The sequence below is a fragment of the Brevundimonas aurantiaca genome (assembly GCF_904830995.1).
GTDB classification, from domain to species: Bacteria; Pseudomonadota; Alphaproteobacteria; order Caulobacterales; family Caulobacteraceae; genus Brevundimonas; species Brevundimonas aurantiaca.
Window position 1 is genome coordinate 1,182,780 of record NZ_CAJGVD010000001.1, and the last position, 18,829, is coordinate 1,201,608.

Annotated in this window: 21 protein-coding genes and 1 tRNA gene; 9 read left to right on the forward strand and 13 right to left on the reverse strand. The window is 69.2% G+C overall.

What is annotated here, in order from left to right:
• Positions 1–738, reverse strand: a complete 738-nt coding sequence (locus tag JMT67_RS05915; RefSeq protein WP_233455811.1) for a helix-turn-helix domain-containing protein — start codon at positions 736–738, stop codon at positions 1–3.
• A 91-nt stretch (positions 739–829) separates the two neighbouring features.
• On the opposite strand from JMT67_RS05915, the gene JMT67_RS05920 reads away from it, so the two are divergent.
• The gene (locus JMT67_RS05920; RefSeq protein ID WP_201462952.1) at positions 830–1,240 is read left to right on the forward strand and encodes a hypothetical protein; all 411 of its coding nucleotides are present in this window, start codon (positions 830–832) and stop codon (positions 1,238–1,240) included.
• Positions 1,241–1,263: 23 nt separating this feature from the next.
• Here JMT67_RS05920 and JMT67_RS05925 read toward each other — a convergent pair.
• The 7 genes from JMT67_RS05925 to JMT67_RS05955 form a co-directional block, all read right to left on the reverse strand.
• A tRNA-Leu gene (locus tag JMT67_RS05925) sits at positions 1,264–1,350 on the reverse strand.
• Positions 1,351–1,398: 48 nt separating this feature from the next.
• Positions 1,399–2,841, reverse strand: coding sequence for a M20/M25/M40 family metallo-hydrolase (locus tag JMT67_RS05930; RefSeq protein WP_201462953.1), 1,443 nt, complete (start codon positions 2,839–2,841; stop codon positions 1,399–1,401).
• A gap of 40 nt (positions 2,842–2,881) precedes the next feature.
• Positions 2,882–3,121, reverse strand: coding sequence for a DUF3297 family protein (locus JMT67_RS05935; RefSeq protein ID WP_054766378.1), 240 nt, complete (start codon positions 3,119–3,121; stop codon positions 2,882–2,884).
• A 303-nt stretch (positions 3,122–3,424) separates the two neighbouring features.
• Positions 3,425–4,309, reverse strand: coding sequence for a MotE family protein (locus tag JMT67_RS05940; RefSeq protein WP_201462954.1), 885 nt, complete (start codon positions 4,307–4,309; stop codon positions 3,425–3,427).
• 17 nt (positions 4,310–4,326) lie between these two features.
• Complete coding sequence (locus tag JMT67_RS05945; RefSeq protein ID WP_201462955.1) at positions 4,327–4,917, reverse strand: DUF6468 domain-containing protein; 591 nt, start codon at positions 4,915–4,917, stop codon at positions 4,327–4,329.
• A complete protein-coding gene (fliM, locus tag JMT67_RS05950; protein ID WP_054766381.1) occupies positions 4,917–5,957 on the reverse strand; it encodes a flagellar motor switch protein FliM in 1,041 nt (346 codons plus the stop codon). Before fliM ends, JMT67_RS05945 begins: the two co-directional genes overlap by 1 nt.
• A 3-nt stretch (positions 5,958–5,960) precedes the next feature.
• Positions 5,961–6,638, reverse strand: a complete 678-nt coding sequence (locus JMT67_RS05955; RefSeq protein WP_201462956.1) for a flagellar basal body-associated FliL family protein — start codon at positions 6,636–6,638, stop codon at positions 5,961–5,963.
• Positions 6,639–6,814: 176 nt separating this feature from the next.
• On the opposite strand from JMT67_RS05955, the gene flgF reads away from it, so the two are divergent.
• From flgF to JMT67_RS05995, 8 genes are all read left to right on the forward strand, one after another.
• A complete protein-coding gene (gene flgF / locus JMT67_RS05960) occupies positions 6,815–7,555 on the forward strand; it encodes a flagellar basal-body rod protein FlgF (RefSeq protein WP_182714065.1) in 741 nt (246 codons plus the stop codon).
• Positions 7,556–7,567: 12 nt separating this feature from the next.
• On the forward strand, positions 7,568–8,356 hold the full coding sequence (gene flgG / locus JMT67_RS05965; protein ID WP_183214906.1) for a flagellar basal-body rod protein FlgG: 789 nt from the start codon (positions 7,568–7,570) through the stop codon (positions 8,354–8,356).
• A 3-nt stretch (positions 8,357–8,359) separates the two neighbouring features.
• Complete coding sequence (locus JMT67_RS16400) at positions 8,360–8,953, forward strand: flagella basal body P-ring formation protein FlgA (RefSeq protein ID WP_152950759.1); 594 nt, start codon at positions 8,360–8,362, stop codon at positions 8,951–8,953.
• An 11-nt stretch (positions 8,954–8,964) separates the two neighbouring features.
• Positions 8,965–9,702: a flagellar basal body L-ring protein FlgH gene (flgH, locus tag JMT67_RS05975; protein WP_152950760.1), complete on the forward strand. Its 738-nt coding sequence runs from the start codon at positions 8,965–8,967 to the stop codon at positions 9,700–9,702.
• Between the two features lie 98 nt (positions 9,703–9,800).
• Positions 9,801–10,277, forward strand: coding sequence for a hypothetical protein (locus JMT67_RS05980; protein WP_201462957.1), 477 nt, complete (start codon positions 9,801–9,803; stop codon positions 10,275–10,277).
• Between the two features lie 52 nt (positions 10,278–10,329).
• Complete coding sequence (locus JMT67_RS05985; protein ID WP_152950762.1) at positions 10,330–10,773, forward strand: hypothetical protein; 444 nt, start codon at positions 10,330–10,332, stop codon at positions 10,771–10,773.
• Positions 10,774–10,784: 11 nt separating this feature from the next.
• Complete coding sequence (locus JMT67_RS05990) at positions 10,785–11,285, forward strand: hypothetical protein (RefSeq protein WP_201462958.1); 501 nt, start codon at positions 10,785–10,787, stop codon at positions 11,283–11,285.
• A gap of 56 nt (positions 11,286–11,341) precedes the next feature.
• Positions 11,342–13,144: a DUF885 domain-containing protein gene (locus JMT67_RS05995; protein ID WP_201462959.1), complete on the forward strand. Its 1,803-nt coding sequence runs from the start codon at positions 11,342–11,344 to the stop codon at positions 13,142–13,144.
• 154 nt (positions 13,145–13,298) lie between these two features.
• Here JMT67_RS05995 and JMT67_RS06000 read toward each other — a convergent pair whose 3' ends face one another.
• The 5 genes from JMT67_RS06000 to cysG are packed head-to-tail and all read right to left on the reverse strand — an operon-like array spanning position 13,299 to position 18,724.
• Entirely contained in the window at positions 13,299–14,297 is a 999-nt protein-coding gene (locus tag JMT67_RS06000) for a cysteine synthase A (protein ID WP_201462960.1), read from the reverse strand.
• 36 nt (positions 14,298–14,333) lie between these two features.
• On the reverse strand, positions 14,334–15,413 hold the full coding sequence (locus JMT67_RS06005) for a phosphoadenylyl-sulfate reductase (RefSeq protein ID WP_201462961.1): 1,080 nt from the start codon (positions 15,411–15,413) through the stop codon (positions 14,334–14,336).
• On the reverse strand, positions 15,397–17,067 hold the full coding sequence (locus JMT67_RS06010; RefSeq protein WP_201462962.1) for a nitrite/sulfite reductase: 1,671 nt from the start codon (positions 17,065–17,067) through the stop codon (positions 15,397–15,399). The genes JMT67_RS06005 and JMT67_RS06010 overlap by 17 nt, the downstream gene beginning before the upstream one ends.
• A complete protein-coding gene (locus JMT67_RS06015; RefSeq protein ID WP_201462963.1) occupies positions 17,067–17,342 on the reverse strand; it encodes a DUF2849 domain-containing protein in 276 nt (91 codons plus the stop codon). Before JMT67_RS06015 ends, JMT67_RS06010 begins: the two co-directional genes overlap by 1 nt.
• Complete coding sequence (cysG, locus tag JMT67_RS06020) at positions 17,339–18,724, reverse strand: siroheme synthase CysG (RefSeq protein ID WP_201462964.1); 1,386 nt, start codon at positions 18,722–18,724, stop codon at positions 17,339–17,341. Before cysG ends, JMT67_RS06015 begins: the two co-directional genes overlap by 4 nt.
• Between the last annotated feature and the right edge of the window lie 105 nt (positions 18,725–18,829).

Genomic DNA, 18,829 nt, shown 5'->3' on the forward strand with positions numbered 1-18,829 from the left:
CTAAGCCTCGCCCTCGGCGATGTCGCGCAGCCGCTCGGGTTCTTCGATCCGCAGTTCGCTGAGCGACAGCAGACGGATCACCCCTGTGGTCTTGAACTTGGTCAGGACCCGGCTCACCGTCTCTATGGTCAGGCCCAGATAGTCGGCGATCTCGGATCGGGTCATCGGCAGCCGCACCTGATCCTCGGCCTGCGGCCGCAAGGGATCGCGGCTGGGCAGCTCCAGCAGGAAGGAGGCGATTCGTTCCTGCGCCGTCTTGCGGCCCAAGAGCAGCATCTGGTTCTGGGCGGCGGCCAGTTCGTGGGTCGCCCGATCCAGCAGAGCTTCCTCCAGCCGGGGCCGCTCGCGGACAAGGGCGCGGTATTCGCTCTTGCGGAACCGGCACAGCGTCGCATCCTCGATCGCCTCGCCTGAAAAGGCGTAGTCCTCGCCGGTCGCCAGGCCCACGAAGTCGCCGGCGAACAGGAAGCCCGTGATCTGGCGCCGCCCGTCGGGCAACAGCTTGTAGATCCGCACCGATCCCGAGGTGATGTTGAACAGATGGATGGCCGGATCGCCCTCGCGGATCAGGGCCTCGCCCGCCTTCAGCGACACCCTTTCGGCGATGGCGTCCAGGCCGGCCAGGTCCGCCGGATCCAGGCTGCTGCAGACGCTGAAGGCGCGCGCGCCGCAGCCGACGCAGACCGATTCCTGTCGGCGCTGTGCGCAGTCGGTCGGCAGGGCGCGAAGTTCCAGCATGATGGGGCGATTATGCTCTTGTCCGCCTAAGACGCAATTCTTTTGACGCGGATCAAGGCGGTCCTTTCGTCTAAGCCCTAGACGTCCGACAATGAGCGCACTCCAATACCGACGCCTGAGCGGCGACGAGGCCGACCAGGCCTATGTCATCGCGCGCATGGCTGATTCGACCCTGACGGTGGACGCCTGGCGCGCCCGCGTCGCGGCGGCGCCTGCGGCCGGCGGAGTGATGGCGGCCGTGGCGGGAGGGGTCGTGCGCGCGGTCCTGGCCTATACGATCGCCACCACGACGGAGGGCGAGCGTCAATTCATCGTCGACGCCCTGGTCGCCTTCGATCTCTTGAGGCCCGAGCGGCTCGTCCAGGGCCTGATCGACGCCGCATGCGACCTGGCCCGGCAGAACTGCAAGGCCATAGGCCTGTCGGCGGGCCTGGACGCGCCAGGACGCGACGCCGTGATACGCCATATCGCCGAAGGCGCCGTGCTGCATCGGGTCATCTGATCCAGCGGCGCGGACGGGGCTGCTGGTGCGGGCGGCCGGGATCGAACCGGCAAGGGCTTTCGCCCGGCAGATTTTAAGTCTGCTGCGTCTACCAGTTTCGCCACGCCCGCGAGCCGGTCCGGCTCTATAGCCAGAACCGGCGGCCGGGGCCAAGCGGCTCAGCGCGCAGGCGTGGCCGGGGCGGCGGGGCGCATGGCGCGGAAATCGACGTCCGAATCGGCGATCAGCCACAGCAGCCCCGCCCAGGCGGCGACGTTCTGGCTCAGTTGGGCCGGGTCGATCTTGTCCAGGGTGTCGTTGGCCGTGTGGTGCAGGTCGAAATAGCGGGTTCCGTCCTGGGCCAGGCCGAAGAAGGGCACGCCCAACGGCCCCATAGGCCCGACATCGACCCCGCCCTCGGTCTCGACGCGGTCCGAGGCCAGGACGCCGATCGGATAGAGGACGCGCGTGGCGGCCTTCTGGAAGTCGGAGCCTTGCGCGCCGGCCGGCAGCCGCAGCGCATAGACCCGGTCGGCGCCGAAGTCGCTCTCGCCGGCGATGATGTGCTTGTCCAGGGCGGCGCCCTGGTTGCGGGCGTAGACGCCGCCGCCGTTGCCGGTCCGGGGCGTCGGCTGGGCCACCTCTTCGGAACCATAGAAGATGACGCGCAGGGTGCGCGCCGGGCGACGGCCGCTGTCGGCGATGGCCTTGGCTGCGGCCACCGTAATGGCGCCGCCCGCTCCGTCGTCGATCGCGCCGGTGCCCAGGTCCCAGCTGTCCATGTGCGAGCCCAGGACGATGATCTCGTCCGGCCGGTCGGCGCCGGGCAGGTCGCCGATCACGTTCTGGCTGTGGGTCTCATAGGTATGGGCCGTCGATGTCAGGCGCATCCGCACCGGCTCGCCCAGGGCGACCAGGCGGCTGACCTGGTCGGCGTCCGGCGCCGACAGGGCGAAGGCGGGGATGGTCGGCTTGCCGTCCACATAGCGGGTGGTGCCGGTGTGCGGCATCCGGTCCTCGTCGGACCCGACCGAGCGCATCACGAAGGCCGCCGCCCCCTTGGCCGCGGCGACGCCCGGCCCGGCCCCGCGCACGCGGGTCTGGGGACCATAGCCCGAGCCGTCCTGCATCGGATGCATCTGGCCCAAATCGACATAGACGATCTTGCCCCGCACAGCGGCGTCCGGCGCGGCCTGAAGGTCTTCCATCGAGGCGAAACGGACGATCTCGGCCTCGACTCCGCCTGTGGGGGTGGCTGGCGAATGGCCCAGCGCGGCGGCGACCAGGGCCTGGGCGTGGTCGCCGACAATGGCGGCGGAGCTTTCGCCCCGCTCCCACCCGACCAGAGGAAACTCTTCGATGCGGACGTTCTGGAAGCCGTGGGCGCGCAGATAGTCGGCGGCCCAGGCGGCGGCGTCCTGTTCGGCTTTCGATCCCGCCGGGCGCGCGCCGAACCGGGTCGTCAGCTGGGTGACGTAGTCCAGGGCGATGTTGGAGCGCAGGGCCGCGTCGCGAATGGCGATCGCCCGCTCCACCGTCGCGGCGTCCTGGGCCGACGCCAGGGGCGCAAAGGCGACAAGGCCCAGCGCAAGGGCGCTGGCGGTCAGCAGACGAAGGGACATGGGCGCGGCTCCACTTGGAAAGCCGCGACCCTAGAAAGAGTCAGCCGTTCTGGAAATAGGGTTCCACCGTCCCCTGCAACTTGACGGTCAGGGCCTTGCCCTTGCGGTCCACGCGATTGCCCAGAGCCAGCCGCACCCAGCCCTCGGAGACGCAATATTCCTCGACATTGGTCTTTTCCTCGCCCTTGAACCGGACGCCGACGCCGCGCTGCAACGCCTCGGCGTCGTGATAGGGGCTGGACGGGTCGACGGAGAGGCGGTCGGGAGGCGTGTCGGACATGGTCGGTCAGAGGGCTCGTAGGTCGGAAAGGCGCGGTGATAGCCGCGCCCGGCCGCCCTGCCAACCGAAACCGCCGCTCAGAACCCGAGCCAGAGCCGCGCCAGCGGTATGGCCAGCCACAGGGGCGCCGTCAGCAGGCCGCGCGCCAGCGGGCGCCGAAGGCGGTGCGCAATATACAAGACTTCCCCGAGCATGGCGGACCATCCTCAATGCCTCGCCCCCAAATCGGGCGTGAAGGGAGGATGCGCCCAAATGGGTTAGCGGATCGCCGTCATCCCACTAAGGATGAATCCGCAAGGGACGTCACTGCACCGTCTGGCGCGGCTGGGCGTCGGCGGCCGAGGGCTGATAGGCTTGGGGACCGCTGGCCGGAGCGGCGGCGGGGGTCGCGGTCGGGCGGGCGGCTGGACGGTTCGCCGGGCGGCGGGCGGCCGGACGCGGGGTCTGACGCGCCGGGGGCGCCGCAGCAGGCGTCGGCGCCGGGGACGCAGCCGTCGGACCAGAACCCGGCGTCGCGGGCGCGGCGGCGGCCGGGGCGGGGGTCGCTTCGGCGGCGGCGGCGCGGGCCGCCATCTGCTGCGCCTGGAAGCGGGCGGCCATCTTCTCCGTCAGCTCCTTGGCCTGGGCCGGCGTCATCTGGGCCATGACGGCCGCCAAGGTGCGCGGCCGCATGGCCGCCGCGACCGGCAGACGCACCCGATCCTCCAGCGAAGCCATGACGGGGGCGGCGTCCTTGGGCCGCATGGCCGAATAGACCTGAACCAGCCGGTCGATCTCGGCCTTTTCGCGCTCGTCGACCTGGCCCAGCATCTGCTTCATCTCGGCCTTCAGCGCCTCCAGCGCCTTGACCTTGGCGTCCAGCTTCTGCTCGGCGGCGACCATCAGCGGCAGGGTGGTGGCGAAGTCCTGATCCCGCGCGTCCAGCTCGGTTCGGCGCGCCGACAGGGACTGGATGATCTTCAGCTCGGCCGGAGAAATGCCGGCCTGCTGCGCCAGCTGTTCGGGCGACAGGGCGCAGGTCCCGGCCGGGGCGGGCTTGGGCGCCGCAGCGGCGGCGGCCGGCGCAGCCTCCTCGGCCCAGGCCTTGGCGCCCTCGAACCGGCCCGGCGCGACGCCGGCGGCGCGCACGGCGACGCCCCCGCCGATGGCGACGGCGATCAGGGGGAGAAGGCGGGGGATGCGGGCCATGAAAGAAGGTTCCGAACTCAGGCGGCGAACAGGTCGTCGTCCAGATTACGACGCGCGGCGTTGAGGCTTTGTTTTGCGGTTTGGTTAGCGGAGCCGACGGCGGTCAGGGCCTGGACGATGGCGGCGACATTGTCGCGCCCGGCCGGCGCCCGGCCCGTCGCGGCGCTCGCGACGGTCGGGGTCATGCCCTGGATGCGTTCGGCCAGGGCGGCCATGCGGCGGGCGCGCTCGTCGTCGTCATTGACCAGGCCGGCGGGCGAAACCGGGACCGCGGCCGGACGCGCCGGCTCGGGACGGACGACGGTCTCCTCGTCCCTGCCCCGGGGCGCCGACGTCGGCGCCCGCGCGATCAGCATCTCCAACTGCTGCTTGACCTCGCGCGCCTTGATGATCCGGTCGTGCAGCAGATCCGTCTCCTGGCCCGAGGCGCGCAGATTGGCCAGGGCGGCCTCGGCGCGGCCGGCGGCGGCGTTCAGCTCGGTCACCGCCTGGGCGAAGGCGATCTGCCCGGTGCGAAGGGCCGCCAGCTTGCGCTCCAGCTTGATCCCGTAGCCGACCGCTGCGACCAGCAGCAGCATCAGGACGGCGTCCATGATCATTCCAGCCATCAGCGCGCGCCCTTTATTCTTGCGGCGGATTCAGGGCTGATCGGCCCTTCGACGCGCACGGCGATATGTTGTCCCTTTCGGCCCATGCGGCCGGTCGTCAGGGGGATGGAGCCCGCACGGATCGAAACCTCCGAATCCGGCGTGGCGTTCAGCATCATCGTGTCCCCGACCTTCAGGTTCAAGACGCTGGACAGGGGCATGACCTGCTCGTCCAGCACCGCCCGCACCTCGGTTTCGGTGGTCCAGATTTCGGTGGCCAAGTGGCCTTCCCAGATGTTGTCGCGGCCGAACTTCTCACCCATGAACTGCTGCAGCAGCATCTTGCGGATCGGCTCCAGCGTCGCATAGGGCAGGAGCAGTTCGATCCGTCCGCCGCGATCCTCCATGTCGATCCGCAGCTTGATCAGGATGGCGGCGTTGGCCGGGCGCGCAATGGCGGCGAAGCGCGGATTGGTCTCCAGCCGGTCCAGATTGAAGGTGACCGGGGTCAAGGGCTCGAACGCCTGGCGGGCGTCGTTCAGCACCACCTCCACCATCCGCTGCACCAGCACCCGTTCGATGGTGGTGTAGGGCCGCCCCTCGATCCGCAGGGCCGCCGTGCCGCGACGGCCGCCCAGCAGCACGTCGACGATCGAATAGATCAGGTTGGAATCGACGGTCAGCAGGCCGTAGTTGTCCAGTTCCTCGGCCCGAAACACCGCCAGGATGGCCGGCAGAGGGATGGAGTTCAGATAGTCGCCGAACCGGATCGACGAGATGTTGTCCAGCGACACCTCGACGTTGTCCGAGGTGAAGTTGCGCAAGCTGGTCGTCATCAACCGCACCAGGCGGTCGAACACGATTTCCAGCATCGGCAGGCGTTCGTATGAGACGAGCGCCGAGTTGATGATGGCGCGAATGCCGGACTTTTCCGACCCGTCGTCGTCGCCGAGATCGAAGCCCAGCAGGCTGTCGATCTCGTCCTGGTTCAGGACGCGCTCGGACAGGGCGTCCGCAGGATCGCCCAGTCCGGCCAGGGAATCGATCGGCGCGTCGGTCATCGCCTATTGCACCAGCATTTCTTCGATCAGAACGGCGTCGACCTTGCCCGGCGCGGCGACCAGATTGATGCGGCGCAGAAGCTCGGCGCGCAGCTGATAGGTGCCGGCGGAACCGCTCAGATCCTCGGGGCGAAGCTCCCGCACGAAGCCCGTGAACATGTCCTGCAGGCGCGGCATTTCTTCCTGCAGATGCGTCGCCACCTCGGCGTCATGCATCTCCAGCGTCAGCTTGAGCTTCAGGAAGGTGGGGCGTCCGTCCGGCGACTGGATGTTCATCACCATGTCCGGCAGGGTGTAGAAGGTGACGCCGTCCGGCCCTTCTGAAATCTTGCCCAGCGACGGATCGGCCTCGCCCTCCTTGCCGCCCCCGCCGTGGCCGCCGCCCTTTTCCTCGCCCTTCTTCTCTTCCTTGCCGTGACCGCCCTTTTCCTCGGCCTTGGCTTCGCCGTGGCCGCCTTCCGGCGCGGCGGCTTCCTCGCCATGCGCCTCGGCCGGCTTGGGCTTCATCAGGAAGAAGGCGGCCGCGCCGCCGCCGCCAAGGACCAGCAGGGCGACCGGGGCGATGATGAACAGGATCGGCAGCTTCTTTTTCTTGGGCGCGCCTTCTTCGCCCTCGGCGCCCGCCTCGGCCTCGGTCGCGTCGGCGCTGGGGTCGCCCTTCTTCTTGCCAAGTTTCAACATGCGCTCGCCCCGGAGAATCTACAGGGGAAGATCGGCCCGGCTTGGTTAATGCGACGTTTACAAACGGCAGTTTTTGCCGGGCGAACTCGCCCCTCCTCCCCCGCAAAGCCCCGCCGCGCCTGAATTAACCCTGTTGGCACGGTCATTGCGTAAGGGATTTCCGAAGGAGCCTCGTCGTGGAAAACGCCGCCTATATCGGACTGTCCCGTCAGATGACGCTGCGCCGCGAGCTGGACATCGTGGCCAACAACATCGCCAACGCCGACACCACCGGCTTCAAGGTGGAGCAGCTGATGGTCGGGACGGAAATCGGCCAGCGGGCGCGCAACGACGCCATCCGGCCGTCCGCCAGCTTCGTGCTGGACAACGGCGTCGGCCGGGACTTCGGCCAGGGCGCCATGTCCGAGACGGGCCGCACGCTGGACTTCGCCATCGCCGGAGAAGGCGCCTTCTTCACCGTCCGCGACGGCGCCAACGGCGAGGCCTATACCCGCGACGGCGCCTTCACCCTGGACCCCGAGGGCCGGTTGACGACCAAACAGGGCGCGCCTGTGCTGAGCGGCGGCGCCGAGATCGTGCTGGACCCTGCGCTGGGCGCCATATCGGTCGGCGCGGACGGGACCATCACCCAGGCGGGCCAGATCACCGGCCGCCTTTCCGTCGTCCGGTTCGACACCCTGGGCGTTTTGGAGAAGGGCGGCGACGGCCTCTACCGCAACGGTTCCAACACCCAGCCGGTCGAGGCGAACGACGCCCAGGTCCATCAGGGCGCTCTGGAAGCCTCCAACGTCAACTCCCTCGTCGAGATCACCAACCTGGTCGAGATCAGCCGCGCCTATGAGAGCGTCACCCGGATGATCGAGAACACCACCGACCTGAGCCGTCGCGCCGTCGAGCGCCTCGGCAAGGTCGCATAAGGAACCCTGGACATGCGCGCACTTCGCACCGCCGCCTCGGGCATGGCCGCCCAGCAGCTGAACGTGGAGGTCATCTCCAACAACATCGCCAACATGAACACGGTGGGCTTCAAGAAGCAGCGCGCCGAGTTCCAGGATCTGCTCTATCAGAACGTCGAGCGGATGGGGGCTCAGTCCTCCAGCCAGGGCACGGTCGTCCCGACGGGCATTCAGATCGGCGCCGGCGTCAAGGCCGGGGCGGTCTATCGCGTGACCGAACAGGGCACGCCCCAGCAGACCGGCAATCCCTATGACATGGCGATCGACGGCCGCGGCTATTTCCAGGTGACCCTGCCCTCGGGCGAGATCGGCTACACTCGCGCGGGCAATCTGGCGCTCAGCCCCGAAGGCCAGATCGTCACCGACGACGGCTATCCTCTGGAACCGGCGATCTCCATCCCGCAGGACACGGTCAAGCTGACCATCTCCAAGACCGGCCTGGTCCAGGCGACGCAGCAGGGTCAGACGGCGCCGACCACCGTGGGCCAGATCCAGTTGGCGACCTTCTTCAACGAGGCGGGGCTGGAAGCGATCGGCGACAATTTGCTGCTGGAGACGGCCGCCTCGGGCGCCGCCAACATCGGCTCGCCCGGCGACGTCGGTTTCGGCCAGATCCTGCAGGCCTATACCGAAGCCTCGAACGTCGATGCGGTGTCCGAGATCAGCGCCCTGATCATCGCCCAGCGCGCCTATGAGATGAACTCCAAGGTCATATCGACGGCGGACCAGATGATGTCGGTCACCTCCCAGGTGAAGGGCTAAGCCATGAAGATCGTTCGTAACGCCCTGGCCCTGACCGCCGTCTTCGCTGCGATCGCCGGCGCCGCCTCAGCCGGTTCGGTGGTCCTGAAGTCCAACCCCGTCGACGACGACGGCCGGGTGACGCTGGGCGACCTGTTCGAGGGCGCCGGCGCCGCCTCTGAGGTGGTGGTGGCCCAGCGCGTTGGCCCGTCCGTCGTTCTGGAAGCCGGCGCCCTTCAGGCCCAGGCGCGTCAGGCGGGTCTGGACTGGGACAATCCGACGGGCCTCCGTCGAGTCGCCGTGCGTCGCGCCGCCGCCGTCCCGGTTCAGACCGCCGCCGCCTCGGCCGGCCAGACGGCCCGCCCCGCCTTTGTCTCCGCCGGCGCCCAGGTCATCGCCCGCAACGACATGGTGCGCGTCACCTATCAGGTCGGGGGCGTCAATCTCAGCGTCATGGGCAAGGCGCTGCGCAACGCCGCCCTGGGCGAGCCCGTGGCGGTCATGAACACCTCCTCCAACCGCATCATCGACGCCGTGGCCTCCGGTCCCGGCCAGGCCCTTGCCGGTCCCGCCGCCGACATGGTCCGCGCCAATCCTCAACAATTCGCCGCCCGCTAGGGAAGTCCGTCATGCGTAAGCTCGTCCTCGCCGCCGCCGTCTCCGCCGCCTCCCTGGGCGCCTGCTCCACCGCCGTCGAGGCGGTGCGCGGCCCCCAACTGGCGCCCATCGGCTATCCCGCCGCCCTGGTTCCCACTCAGCAGGCCTATATGGCCGCCCCGGCGATGCGGACCGAATCGACCCCCGCCAGCGCCAACAGCCTGTGGCGGGTCGGCGCCCGCACCTTCTTCGGCGACCAGCGCGCCCGTCACGTCGGCGACATCCTGACCGTCCGCATCGACATCGACGACCGCGCCCAGACCCAGAACACGACCCAGCGGTCGCGGTCCAACGACGCCTCGACCGGAGTGTCCAACTTCTTCGGCCTAGAGAGCAGCCTGGGCCGCGCCTTCCCCGGCGGTTTCGATCCGGCCAAGATGGTCGGGCTGGAAGGCGAAACGAACGCCTCGGGCTCGGGCTCGGTCAACCGGTCCGAAAAGGTCTCTCTGACCATCGCCGCCGTCGTCACCGAGGTTCTGGCCAACGGCAATATGGTCATCCAGGGCCGCCAGGAGGTCCGCACCAATCGTGAGGTTCGCGAACTGACCGTCGCCGGCATCGTGCGGCCGGAAGACATCTCCTCGGCCAATTCGATCAACCACACTCAGATCGCCGAGGCCCGCATCTCCTACGGCGGTCGGGGCGACATCAGCCGGATGCAGGCCACCCCCGCCGCCCAGAGCCTGGTGGAGCGCTTCAGCCCGTTCTGATCCGCTGCGGCGCGAAAGCCACAACCATCAGCCGCGCAAGCGGAGCCGTGAACTGTTGACGGATACCCGCGTTTGACCGTCAGACGCGAGTTAATCAAATGTTCAAGGTTCTGATCCCCGCCGCCGCCGCCATCGCCTTGGTCGCCTTCGCCGCCAAGCCGCAGGCGACCGAGCCCTCGGCCCATATGTCGGCGGAAACGCTGGCCATGGCCTGGCATCTGAGCCACGAGGGCGCCATGGCCAAGCTGGCCTACGGCGTGGCCAACTCCGATCAGTTGGCCCTGATGGTCACCTGCTCGCCCGGCGACCGGACGGCCGTGGTCTATGGCGACGTTCAGCCGGACACGCCTCGCCTGATCAACGCCTCGCACGGTCCCAGCCTGATCGATCCCTTGACCGGCGGCGACGCTACGGAGTCGCGCCTGTCCTTGCAGGACGCCAGTCTGAAGGGTCTCGCCGACCGCGGCGTGATGCGGGTTCAGGGCGATGCAGGCCAGTTCGACCTGACCGCTGACAGGGCCGAGCGGCGGATGATCGCGGACTTTCTGGCCTATTGCGGATCTTCGCGCGCTTGACAAAATACGCGGCTGACGCAGGCTTGACTTCCACCGCCAGCAGGGCCGACCGATGAACCTCATTCTCGCCGCCCTCCTGGCTTTCGGCCAGGCGGGAGCTCCGCGCGCCGCCCCGGTCTGGACCTGGACCCTTTATGAGAACGAGGGTCCGGTCGTTCTGGCCAATGAGGCGCCCGACACGCCCAATCTTCGCGCCACCGTGGAATGTGATCCGCGCTCAGGCGTCGTGGACCTTACGGTATACAAGGAAGACGCCCCGGCGCCCGGCGCCGCCTTCGCGCGCCTGAGCTCCGGCGACGTCGCCGCGACCAGTCCGGCCCGGTTCGGACGGCGGGGACGGCTGCAGGTGACGGTCCGCACCGACCATCCGCTGTTCGCCGCCTTCGTCGGCTCGGGCGATCTGACCATTCAGACGGGCGATCGAACAGACCGGGTGGCCATCCCCCGCGCCCATCTTGCCAAGCTGCGCCGTTTGGCGGACCGTTGCGCCGGTTGAGGAGACCGACGATGTCCCGGCTTAAGCTGATCCCGCCCCTTCTGTCCGTCGCGGCCCTGGCCGCCTGCGCGACCCAGCCGCCGACGGCCGACCTGTCCCCGGCCGCATCCGCCCCCGCCCCGACGCCGGGCTACGACTGGATCCGCAACACGGACGAGCCGCCGCAACAGGCTCTGGTCTACGGCATGGCCCACAGCGACGAGGTCAAGCTTCAGCTCTTCTGCCGTCCGGGTTCCGATGCGCTGGACCTGGCCGCCATGCTCGACAAGCCGGCGCGCCAGCTGCGGCTGGAGTCGGGCGGCGACACCGAAACCTATCGCGCCACTTCGGAAGAGGCGGCGATCAGCGACGGCTATTACGCCCAGGCCCGCGCCCACACGAAGGACCCCGTCTTCCAGCGGTTCCGCCGGCTGGGCTGGATCGCCGTCTGGGACGGGGACGAACGTCATGCCTACGCCGCCCGCCCCGCCGCCCTGGCCGAGATCGAACGCTTCTTCGCCGCCTGCGGATGACGGCTTGACGCCCCCCGTCCGCTCCGCTTGCGTGGCGGCTGAAAGCGGAGGGCGTCATGAAGATCATCGGTTTGGCCGTTGCGGCCTGTCTGGCGACGGCGGCGACCGGCGCGGCTGCGGCCCCGGAGGCTGCGCAGACGGGGGTCCCCGTGGCGGCGCCGGCGACGGCCCGCCCGGCTGAGGCGGCCCTGAACGCCCTGATCGCCGACTACGAAGCCTATCTGAAGGCGATCGACCCCTTCGCTGCGGGCGGAGAGGGCGATGTGGAGGCCATGGGCCGGGTCCCGGACCTGTCGCGCGCCTTCGAACTGGCCCAGCGCGCGCCGCTGGAAGCCTTCGTCGCCCGGGTCGAGGCCATCGACCCGGCAAGTCTTTCCCAGGCGGGGCGGATCAACCACGCCTTCCTGCTGTACAGCCTGAAGCGCGGCGTCGAGGGTCTGGATTACGACGCCTCTCGCCTGGCCTTCGACAGCGAAGGCGGGCCCGGAACCTGGGCCCTCTATGTCGGCCAGAGCACCCGGCTCAACACGGTGGCGGAGGCTCAGGCCTATATCCGGCGCATACGGGGCTTTGGCGACATCTACGCCCAGACCACCGATAACGCCCGGCGGGGTCTCGCCACCGGCATGGTCCAGCCCCGCTCCGTCACCGAAAGCGCCCTGGCCGGGGCGCGCAACGACGTGGCGATCACGCCCGAGGACGAGCCCCTGCTCAAACCCTTCGCCACCCTGCCGGCCACCATCGCCCCCGCAGACCGCGACCGGCTGAGGGCCGAGGCCGCCGCTGCGGTCGCCGCCGTCCTCGTCCCCGCGCGCCAAGCCTGGCTGACCTTCCTGGAGACCGAATACCTGCCCCAGGCTCCGATCGAGCCCGGTCTGGGCAACCGCCCCGGCGGCAAGGCCCTCTACGCCTATCTGGTGCGCGGCCACACCACCACGGACCTGACGCCGGACCAGATCCACCAGATCGGCCTGTCCGAGGTCGCCCGCATCCGCGCCCGGATGGAGGTCGAGATGAAGGCCGCCGGCTGGACCGGCGACTTCGCCGGCTTTTTGAACTTCCTGCGCACCGACCCGCAATTCTACGCCCAGACGCGCGAGGACCTGCTGGAGAAGGCGTCGGAGATGGCCAAGCGTGCGGACGGCGGCCTGCCCGCCCTGTTCGCCACCTTGCCCCGCCTGCCCTATGACGTGCAGCCGGTCCCGCCCCAGATCGAGGCGACCTACACCACCGGCCGCTACAATCCCGGCTCTATGCAGAACGGCGTCCCTGGCCACTATGTGGTCAACACGTCGAAGCTCGACCAGCGCCCCCTGTACGAACTGCCGGCCCTGACCTTGCACGAGGCCGTGCCCGGCCACCACCTCCAGATCGCCCTGCAGCAGGAGGCCGAGGACCAGCCCTATTTCCGTCGCCAGGCCAATGTGACCGCCTTCACCGAGGGCTGGGGCCTGTACCCCGAATACCTGGGCGAGGAGATGGGCTTCTACCGCACGCCCTATGAGCGGTTCGGCCGCCTGTCCTACGAGATGTGGCGCGCCTGCCGCCTGGTGGCCGACACCGGCCTGCACTGGATGGGCTGGTCAGAAGAGCAGGCCCGCGCCTGTTTCCGCGACAACTCGGCCCTGGCGCCCCACAATATCGAGACCGAGCTTCAGCGCTACATCGGCTGGCCCGGCCAGGCCACGGCCTACAAGATCGGCGAGATCCGCCTGCGCGAGATCCGCGCTCGGGCGGAACGCGAACTGGGGCCGAAGTTCAACGTCCGCACCTTCCACGACGCCCTGCTGACGGAGGGCCCGCTGCCGCTGGCCCTGCTGGACCAGCGGATGGACGCCTGGATCGCGGCGGAGAAATAGGACCTTCCCCCGCTTGCGGGGGAAGTGTCAGGCCGTGGCGCGCAGCGACACGCCTGACGATGGGGGAAGTCTTCTGTTCAAACGAGACTCCCCTCTCCGACCCTGGTCCGCTGCGCGGACGCCGGGCCACCTCTCCCGCAAGCGGGAGAGGGTCTTAAGCCCACCCCGGAACCGGCAGGCCCTTCGACGTCAGGAATTCCGGATTGAACAGCTTGGACGCATAGCGCGACCCCGGATCGCACAGGCAGGTGACGATAGTCTTGCCCGGCCCGATCTCGCGCGCCAGCCGCACAGCCCCGGCGATATTGACCCCGGCCGATCCGCCCAGCGACAGACCTTCGTGCTTCACCAGATCGAACAGGATCGGCAGGAACTCGGCGTCCTCGATCCGGTAGGCGTAATCCGGCTTGAACCCCTCCAGATTGCCGGTGATCCGCGCCACCCCGATTCCCTCGGTGATCGACGAGCCCTCGCCCGTCATCTCGCCCTTGGTGAACCAGTTGAACAGGGCCGCGCCGGCGGGATCGGCCAGGGCGATGGTCACCTCCGGCTTCTTCTCGCGCAGATAGGCGGCGACGCCCGAAATGGTGCCGCCTGACCCCACGGCCGAGACGAAGGCGTCGATCTCGCCGCCGGTCTGCGCCCAGATCTCCGGGCCGGTGGTCCTATAGTGGGCGTCGCGGTTGGCGGTGTTGTCGAACTGATTGGCCCAGATGGCCCCGGCCTCTTCGCTCTCGTTCAGCTCAGACGCCAAGCGTCCGGAATAGTGGACGAAATGGTTCGGGCTGGAGAAGGGGGCGGCGTCCACCTCGACCAGGCGTGCGCCCAGCGACCGGATGGCCGACTTCTTCTCCTCCGATTGGGTGCGCGGAATGACGATGACCACCGGATGGCCCAGGGCCGCCCCGACCAGGGCCAGGCCGATGCCGGTGTTGCCCGCCGTGCCCTCGACGATGGTCCCGCCGGGCTTCAGCGCGCCCGACGCCCGCGCGCCCTGAACGATGGACAGGGCGGCGCGGTCCTTGATCGAGCCGCCGGGGTTCATGAACTCGGCCTTGCCCAGGATTTCGCAGCCCGTCTCGTCGGACAGGCGATTCAGGCGGACCAGCGGCGTATGGCCGATCAGGTCGATGACAGACGGTGTGACGGACACGTTTCAGCTTTCAGGCGAGGTCGAACGGGAGGACGATCAGGCGGCGACCTGACGCCTGCCTAGGTGGATGCCGCATTCGACCTTGTCCATCCCCGACCAGCGTCCGGCCCGCGCGTCTTCGTCGTCTTCGACGGCGCGGGTGCAGGGCCAGCAGCCGATGGAGCGGTAGCCCTGCTCGACCAAGGGATGACGGGGCAGGTCGTGCGCCTCCAGCCAGGCCTCGACGGCGTCGGCGTCCCAGTCCGCCAGCGGATTGATCCGCAGCACCCCGTCCAGCACCTCGAACGGTTTCAACGCCGCGCGGGTCGCGGCCTGATAGCGTTTGCGCCCGGTGATCAGGGCGTTGAACCCGACCGTCGCCCGCGCCAGGGGCCGCACCTTCCGCAGGTCGCAGCAGGCGTCGGCGTCGGTCTTCCACAGGTCGTCGCGGGCGTCCAGGCTCGCCTTCTCGTTCGCATCCGGCGTGACCAGCCGCACGTCGGTCAGCCCCAGAGCCTTGGTCAGCTGGGTGCGATAGGACAGGGTCTGCAGGAAATGCTGGCCGGTCTCCAGGAAGACGACCGGCACGTTCGGGTCCGTCTCGGCCACGATGTGCAGCAGGGCCGCCGATTCCGCCCCGAACGAGGATATGGTCCCGACCCGCAGGCCCAGGGCCGGATCCAGCGCCGCCTTCAGGATGTCCGACGCGGCCTTGCCCTCGGTCTCGCGGTTCAGCCGGTCGGCCAGGGCCTGCAGATCCCGATCGTTCGACGCCGCCCGCCGTCTCTGCCAGATGGTCGGGGCGGGATCGACGGCCGGCTGATAGGAGCCGCTGAAGGCCTGATCCATCCGCGCCCAGGCCGCCGTGTCGGCGCCCGGCGCCAGCTCCACCGCGTCGAATCCCGACCGCCGCAGATGGCGCGCCTGGTCCGGCAGGACCTTGCCCGCCGCGATCAGCCGCCCGGCGTAGCCCCGCTCGCGCAGCACCGCCGCCAGCGAGAAGCCGCGCCCGTCGCGAAAGGCGTCAAACTCCAGCACCAGGACGTCGGTTGCGGCGGCGGCCGCCTCGACCTCTTCCAGCGGGGTCGTCACCGACAGGCGCGGCCCGTTCTGAACTCCCTCAAGCGTTTGCAGCATCGAGCGTCTCATAGATGGCGTCGCGGAAGGGATCGGGTCCGACACGGCGCACCGTGTCGATGAACCTCTCGCCCTCGGCGCGGATTTGCAGATAGCGGTCCAGGGTCCGCTGGATGGCGGGCGCCACCTCGTCGGCCGGCAGGCTCTTGCCGACGATGTCGCCCAGCGCCGCCTGTTCGTCGGGCGAACCGCCGACGGTGATCTGGTAGTACTCCTCGCCCTTACGATCCACGCCCAGAACGCCGATGTGGCCGACGTGGTGGTGGCCGCAGGCGTTGATGCACCCGCTCATATTGATACGCACCGGCCCCAGCCTCTCCTGATAGTCCAGGTCCGCCAGCCGTTTCGACAGGGCCTGGGCCACCGGGATCGACCGGGCGTTGGCCAGGCTGCAATAGTCCAGTCCCGGGCAGGCGATGACGTCGGTCGCCAGATCGGCGTTGGCCGTGGCCAGCCCCGCCTCCAGCAGCGCCCGCCAGACCGTCGGCACATCGTCCAGCTTCACATGGGGCAGGACCAGGTTCTGCTCATAGGCGGCGCGCAGTTCGTCGAAGCCGTAGCGTTCGGCCAGGTCGGCGACCGCGTCCATCTGGTCGGCCGTGATGTCGCCCGGCACGCCGCCGACCGGCTTCAGCGACACCACCACCGAGGCATAGCCCGCCTGCCGGTGACGCCGCACATTGTTCCGCGCGAACCGGGCGAAGTCCGGGTCGGCCAGCAGGGCGCGGTCGAACGGCGCGCTGGTCCTGGGCAGATCCTCGAACGGCGGCGGGGCGAAATAGGCCTTGATCCGCTCGGCCTCCTCCTCGGGAATCCGCAGGTCTTCCAGGCGCAGGGTGGCGTAGTGCTTGTCCACCTCCTGGCGAAAGGCCTCCAGCCCGACCGAGGCGACCAGGATCTTGATCCGCGCCTTATGGATATTGTCGCGCCGCCCCAGCAGGTTCCAGGCTCGCAATATAGCGGTCAGATAGGCCAGCAGGTCTGCGGCGGGCACGGCCGAAGCGATCTCCTGACCGATATGGGGCAGTCGCCCCTGCCCCCCGCCGACGAAGACGCGGAAGGCCGTCCCGCCGTCCTCGCCCTTTACGATCTGGAGGCCCACGTCATGGGTCCGGATCGCCGCCCGGTCCTTCTCGGCCCCGATCACCGCGATCTTGAACTTGCGCGGCAGGAACGAGAATTCCGGATGGATGGTCGACCACTGACGGATGATCTCGCACCAGGGTCGCGGATCCTCGATCTCGTCTTCAGCCGCCCCGGCGAAGACGTCGGTCGTGGTGTTGCGGATGCAGTTGCCCGAGGTCTGGATGGCGTGCATCTCGACATCGGCCAGATCGCTCAGGATCGCCGGCAGGTCCGTCAGGGCCGGCCAGTTGTACTGGATGTTCGTCCGCGTGGTGAAATGGCCGTAGCCCTTGTCATAGGTGCGGGCGATATGGGCCAGCCGGCGCATCTGCCGACTGTTGAACGTTCCATAGGGAATGGCGACCCGCAGCATATAGGCGTGAAGCTGCAGATAGACCCCGTTCATCAGCCGCAGCGGCTTGAACTCGTCCTCGGTCAGGGCGCCGGAGGCGCGGCGCGCCACCTGGTCGGAAAACTCCGCCACCCGCTCACGCACCAGGGCGTGGTCGAACTCGTCATAGCGATACATCAGCCCACGCCTCCCGCGACGCTGTGGCCGACGGTCGGACCGGCGGCGCGAATCCGCTCCTTCAGCCGATCCCGGCCCGAGGGCGAGCGATCCTGAACCTCGACCAGATAGGGATTGACGAACACGTCCGGCCGCGCCGCGACCTCGGCCAGCACGATCTCGGCCGCCGCGTCGTCCAGGGTCGAGGCCTGGTCCAGGCGCTCGACCGGCTGATTGTCCACGCCCGCATAGATGACGCGCCCGTCCGACAGGCGGTTTGCGGTGACGATCTTCATGCCGCCGCCTCCGTCCGCACGTCCGGCTGGGCCGCCGAAAACGCCGCCGTCTCGCCCACGAACACCAGGGCCGGACCGGTCAGGTCCGCGCCGCGCACCAGGGCGCCCAGCCCGTCGAGCCGGCCGGTCAGCACCCGCTCATCCGGCCGGCTGCCGTTCTCGACGACGGCCACGGGTGTCGAGCCCGCGCGGCCGGCCGCCATCAGCCTGGCCGCCGTCTCCTCGGCCCGGTCCACGCCCATATAGATGGCAAGGGTATGATTAGGCGCGGCCAGTCGGCTCCAGTCGGCGTCGACGCCGCCCGGCTTGGCCTGGGCCGTGACGAAGGTCACCGCCTGGGCATGGTCGCGGTGGGTCAGGGGAATGCCCGCTGAGGCCGCGCAGGCCAGCGCCGCCGTCACCCCCGGCACGACAAAGACCGGAACCCCGGCCGCCCGCATCGCCTCAAGCTCCTCGCCGCCGCGCCCGAAGACGAAGGGATCGCCGCCCTTCAACCGCACCACCCGGTGACCGGCCCGCGCCTCCTCGATCATCAGGGCTTCGATCTGATCCTGAGGCACCGAATGTTCGCCGCGCGCCTTGCCGACATACAGCCGCTTGGCGTCGCGCCGCGCCCGTTCCAGCACGGCTTCCGGGACCAGCCGGTCGTGGATGATGACGTCGGCGTCCTGAAGCACCCGCAGCGCCTTCAGGGTCAGCAGCTCCGGATCGCCCGACCCCGCCCCGACGATATGGACCATCCCCTGCTCCGGCGCGGCCGAGTTCAGCAGACGCAGCATCTCGCGCCGCGCCTCCGCCGTGCGCCCCTCGGCTGCCAAGGCCGCCGCCGGTCCCCGGAACGCCTTCTCCCAGAACCGTCGCCGCGCCATGAAGTCCGGCACATTGGCCTTGACCGTATCGCGCAGCTCGCGCGCCAGCCGGGCGACATGGGCCAGGCCGGCGGGCAGAACGCCCTCGACGGCCGTGCGGATGTCGCGGGCCAGGATCGGCGCCGATCCGCCGGTAGCGACCCCGATCACCACCTCGTCCCGGTCGATCAGGGCCGGGGTCTGGAAGTCGCTCAGATGGGGCTTGTCCACCACATTGACCTGGGCCCCCGCCGCCCGCGCCAGGGCGCTGAGCCGCGTCAGTTCGTCCGCGTCGTCCAAGGCCATAAAGACCAGCCGCGCGTCCGCTAGGTCGTCCGCCTCGGGCGCGCGCAGCGCCGGCTCAGGCGCGCTCAGCGGGATTTCCATCTTCGGCGGGGCGCCGTCGGGCGCGAACCACAGCAGCTGGGCCGGCGTGTTCAGGAACAGTCGCAGCTTGGCCAGGGCGGGCTCACCGCCGCCGATGATCACGATCTTGGCGGCCTCAAGCGGAATGGAGGCGAGAAATACACGCATCGTCTTGCTTTCAGGGCCGGCGTCGGGGAAGGAGGACGGCGGCGGAGCCCGAACCATCGGCCTCCCCGTCCAGACCCGCAAACCAGATTGCCTTTGGCACGCTGA

Excerpts from the sequence above, each read along its gene's own strand:
- JMT67_RS05915 (WP_233455811.1), bottom strand. The coding sequence starts at position 738 with ATGCTGGAACTTCGCGCCCTGCCGACCGACTGCGCACAGCGCCGACAG.
- JMT67_RS05920 (WP_201462952.1), top strand. The coding sequence starts at position 830 with ATGAGCGCACTCCAATACCGACGCCTGAGCGGCGACGAGGCCGACCAG.
- JMT67_RS05930 (WP_201462953.1), bottom strand. The coding sequence starts at position 2,841 with ATGTCCCTTCGTCTGCTGACCGCCAGCGCCCTTGCGCTGGGCCTTGTC.
- JMT67_RS05935 (WP_054766378.1), bottom strand. The coding sequence starts at position 3,121 with ATGTCCGACACGCCTCCCGACCGCCTCTCCGTCGACCCGTCCAGCCCC.
- JMT67_RS05940 (WP_201462954.1), bottom strand. The coding sequence starts at position 4,309 with ATGGCCCGCATCCCCCGCCTTCTCCCCCTGATCGCCGTCGCCATCGGC.
- JMT67_RS05945 (WP_201462955.1), bottom strand. The coding sequence starts at position 4,917 with ATGGCTGGAATGATCATGGACGCCGTCCTGATGCTGCTGCTGGTCGCA.
- fliM (WP_054766381.1), bottom strand. The coding sequence starts at position 5,957 with ATGACCGACGCGCCGATCGATTCCCTGGCCGGACTGGGCGATCCTGCG.
- JMT67_RS05955 (WP_201462956.1), bottom strand. The coding sequence starts at position 6,638 with ATGTTGAAACTTGGCAAGAAGAAGGGCGACCCCAGCGCCGACGCGACC.
- flgG (WP_183214906.1), top strand. The coding sequence starts at position 7,568 with ATGCGCGCACTTCGCACCGCCGCCTCGGGCATGGCCGCCCAGCAGCTG.
- JMT67_RS16400 (WP_152950759.1), top strand. The coding sequence starts at position 8,360 with ATGAAGATCGTTCGTAACGCCCTGGCCCTGACCGCCGTCTTCGCTGCG.
- flgH (WP_152950760.1), top strand. The coding sequence starts at position 8,965 with ATGCGTAAGCTCGTCCTCGCCGCCGCCGTCTCCGCCGCCTCCCTGGGC.
- JMT67_RS05980 (WP_201462957.1), top strand. The coding sequence starts at position 9,801 with ATGTTCAAGGTTCTGATCCCCGCCGCCGCCGCCATCGCCTTGGTCGCC.
- JMT67_RS05985 (WP_152950762.1), top strand. The coding sequence starts at position 10,330 with ATGAACCTCATTCTCGCCGCCCTCCTGGCTTTCGGCCAGGCGGGAGCT.
- JMT67_RS05990 (WP_201462958.1), top strand. The coding sequence starts at position 10,785 with ATGTCCCGGCTTAAGCTGATCCCGCCCCTTCTGTCCGTCGCGGCCCTG.
- JMT67_RS05995 (WP_201462959.1), top strand. The coding sequence starts at position 11,342 with ATGAAGATCATCGGTTTGGCCGTTGCGGCCTGTCTGGCGACGGCGGCG.
- JMT67_RS06005 (WP_201462961.1), bottom strand. The coding sequence starts at position 15,413 with ATGCTGCAAACGCTTGAGGGAGTTCAGAACGGGCCGCGCCTGTCGGTG.
- JMT67_RS06010 (WP_201462962.1), bottom strand. The coding sequence starts at position 17,067 with ATGTATCGCTATGACGAGTTCGACCACGCCCTGGTGCGTGAGCGGGTG.
- JMT67_RS06015 (WP_201462963.1), bottom strand. The coding sequence starts at position 17,342 with ATGAAGATCGTCACCGCAAACCGCCTGTCGGACGGGCGCGTCATCTAT.
- cysG (WP_201462964.1), bottom strand. The coding sequence starts at position 18,724 with ATGCGTGTATTTCTCGCCTCCATTCCGCTTGAGGCCGCCAAGATCGTG.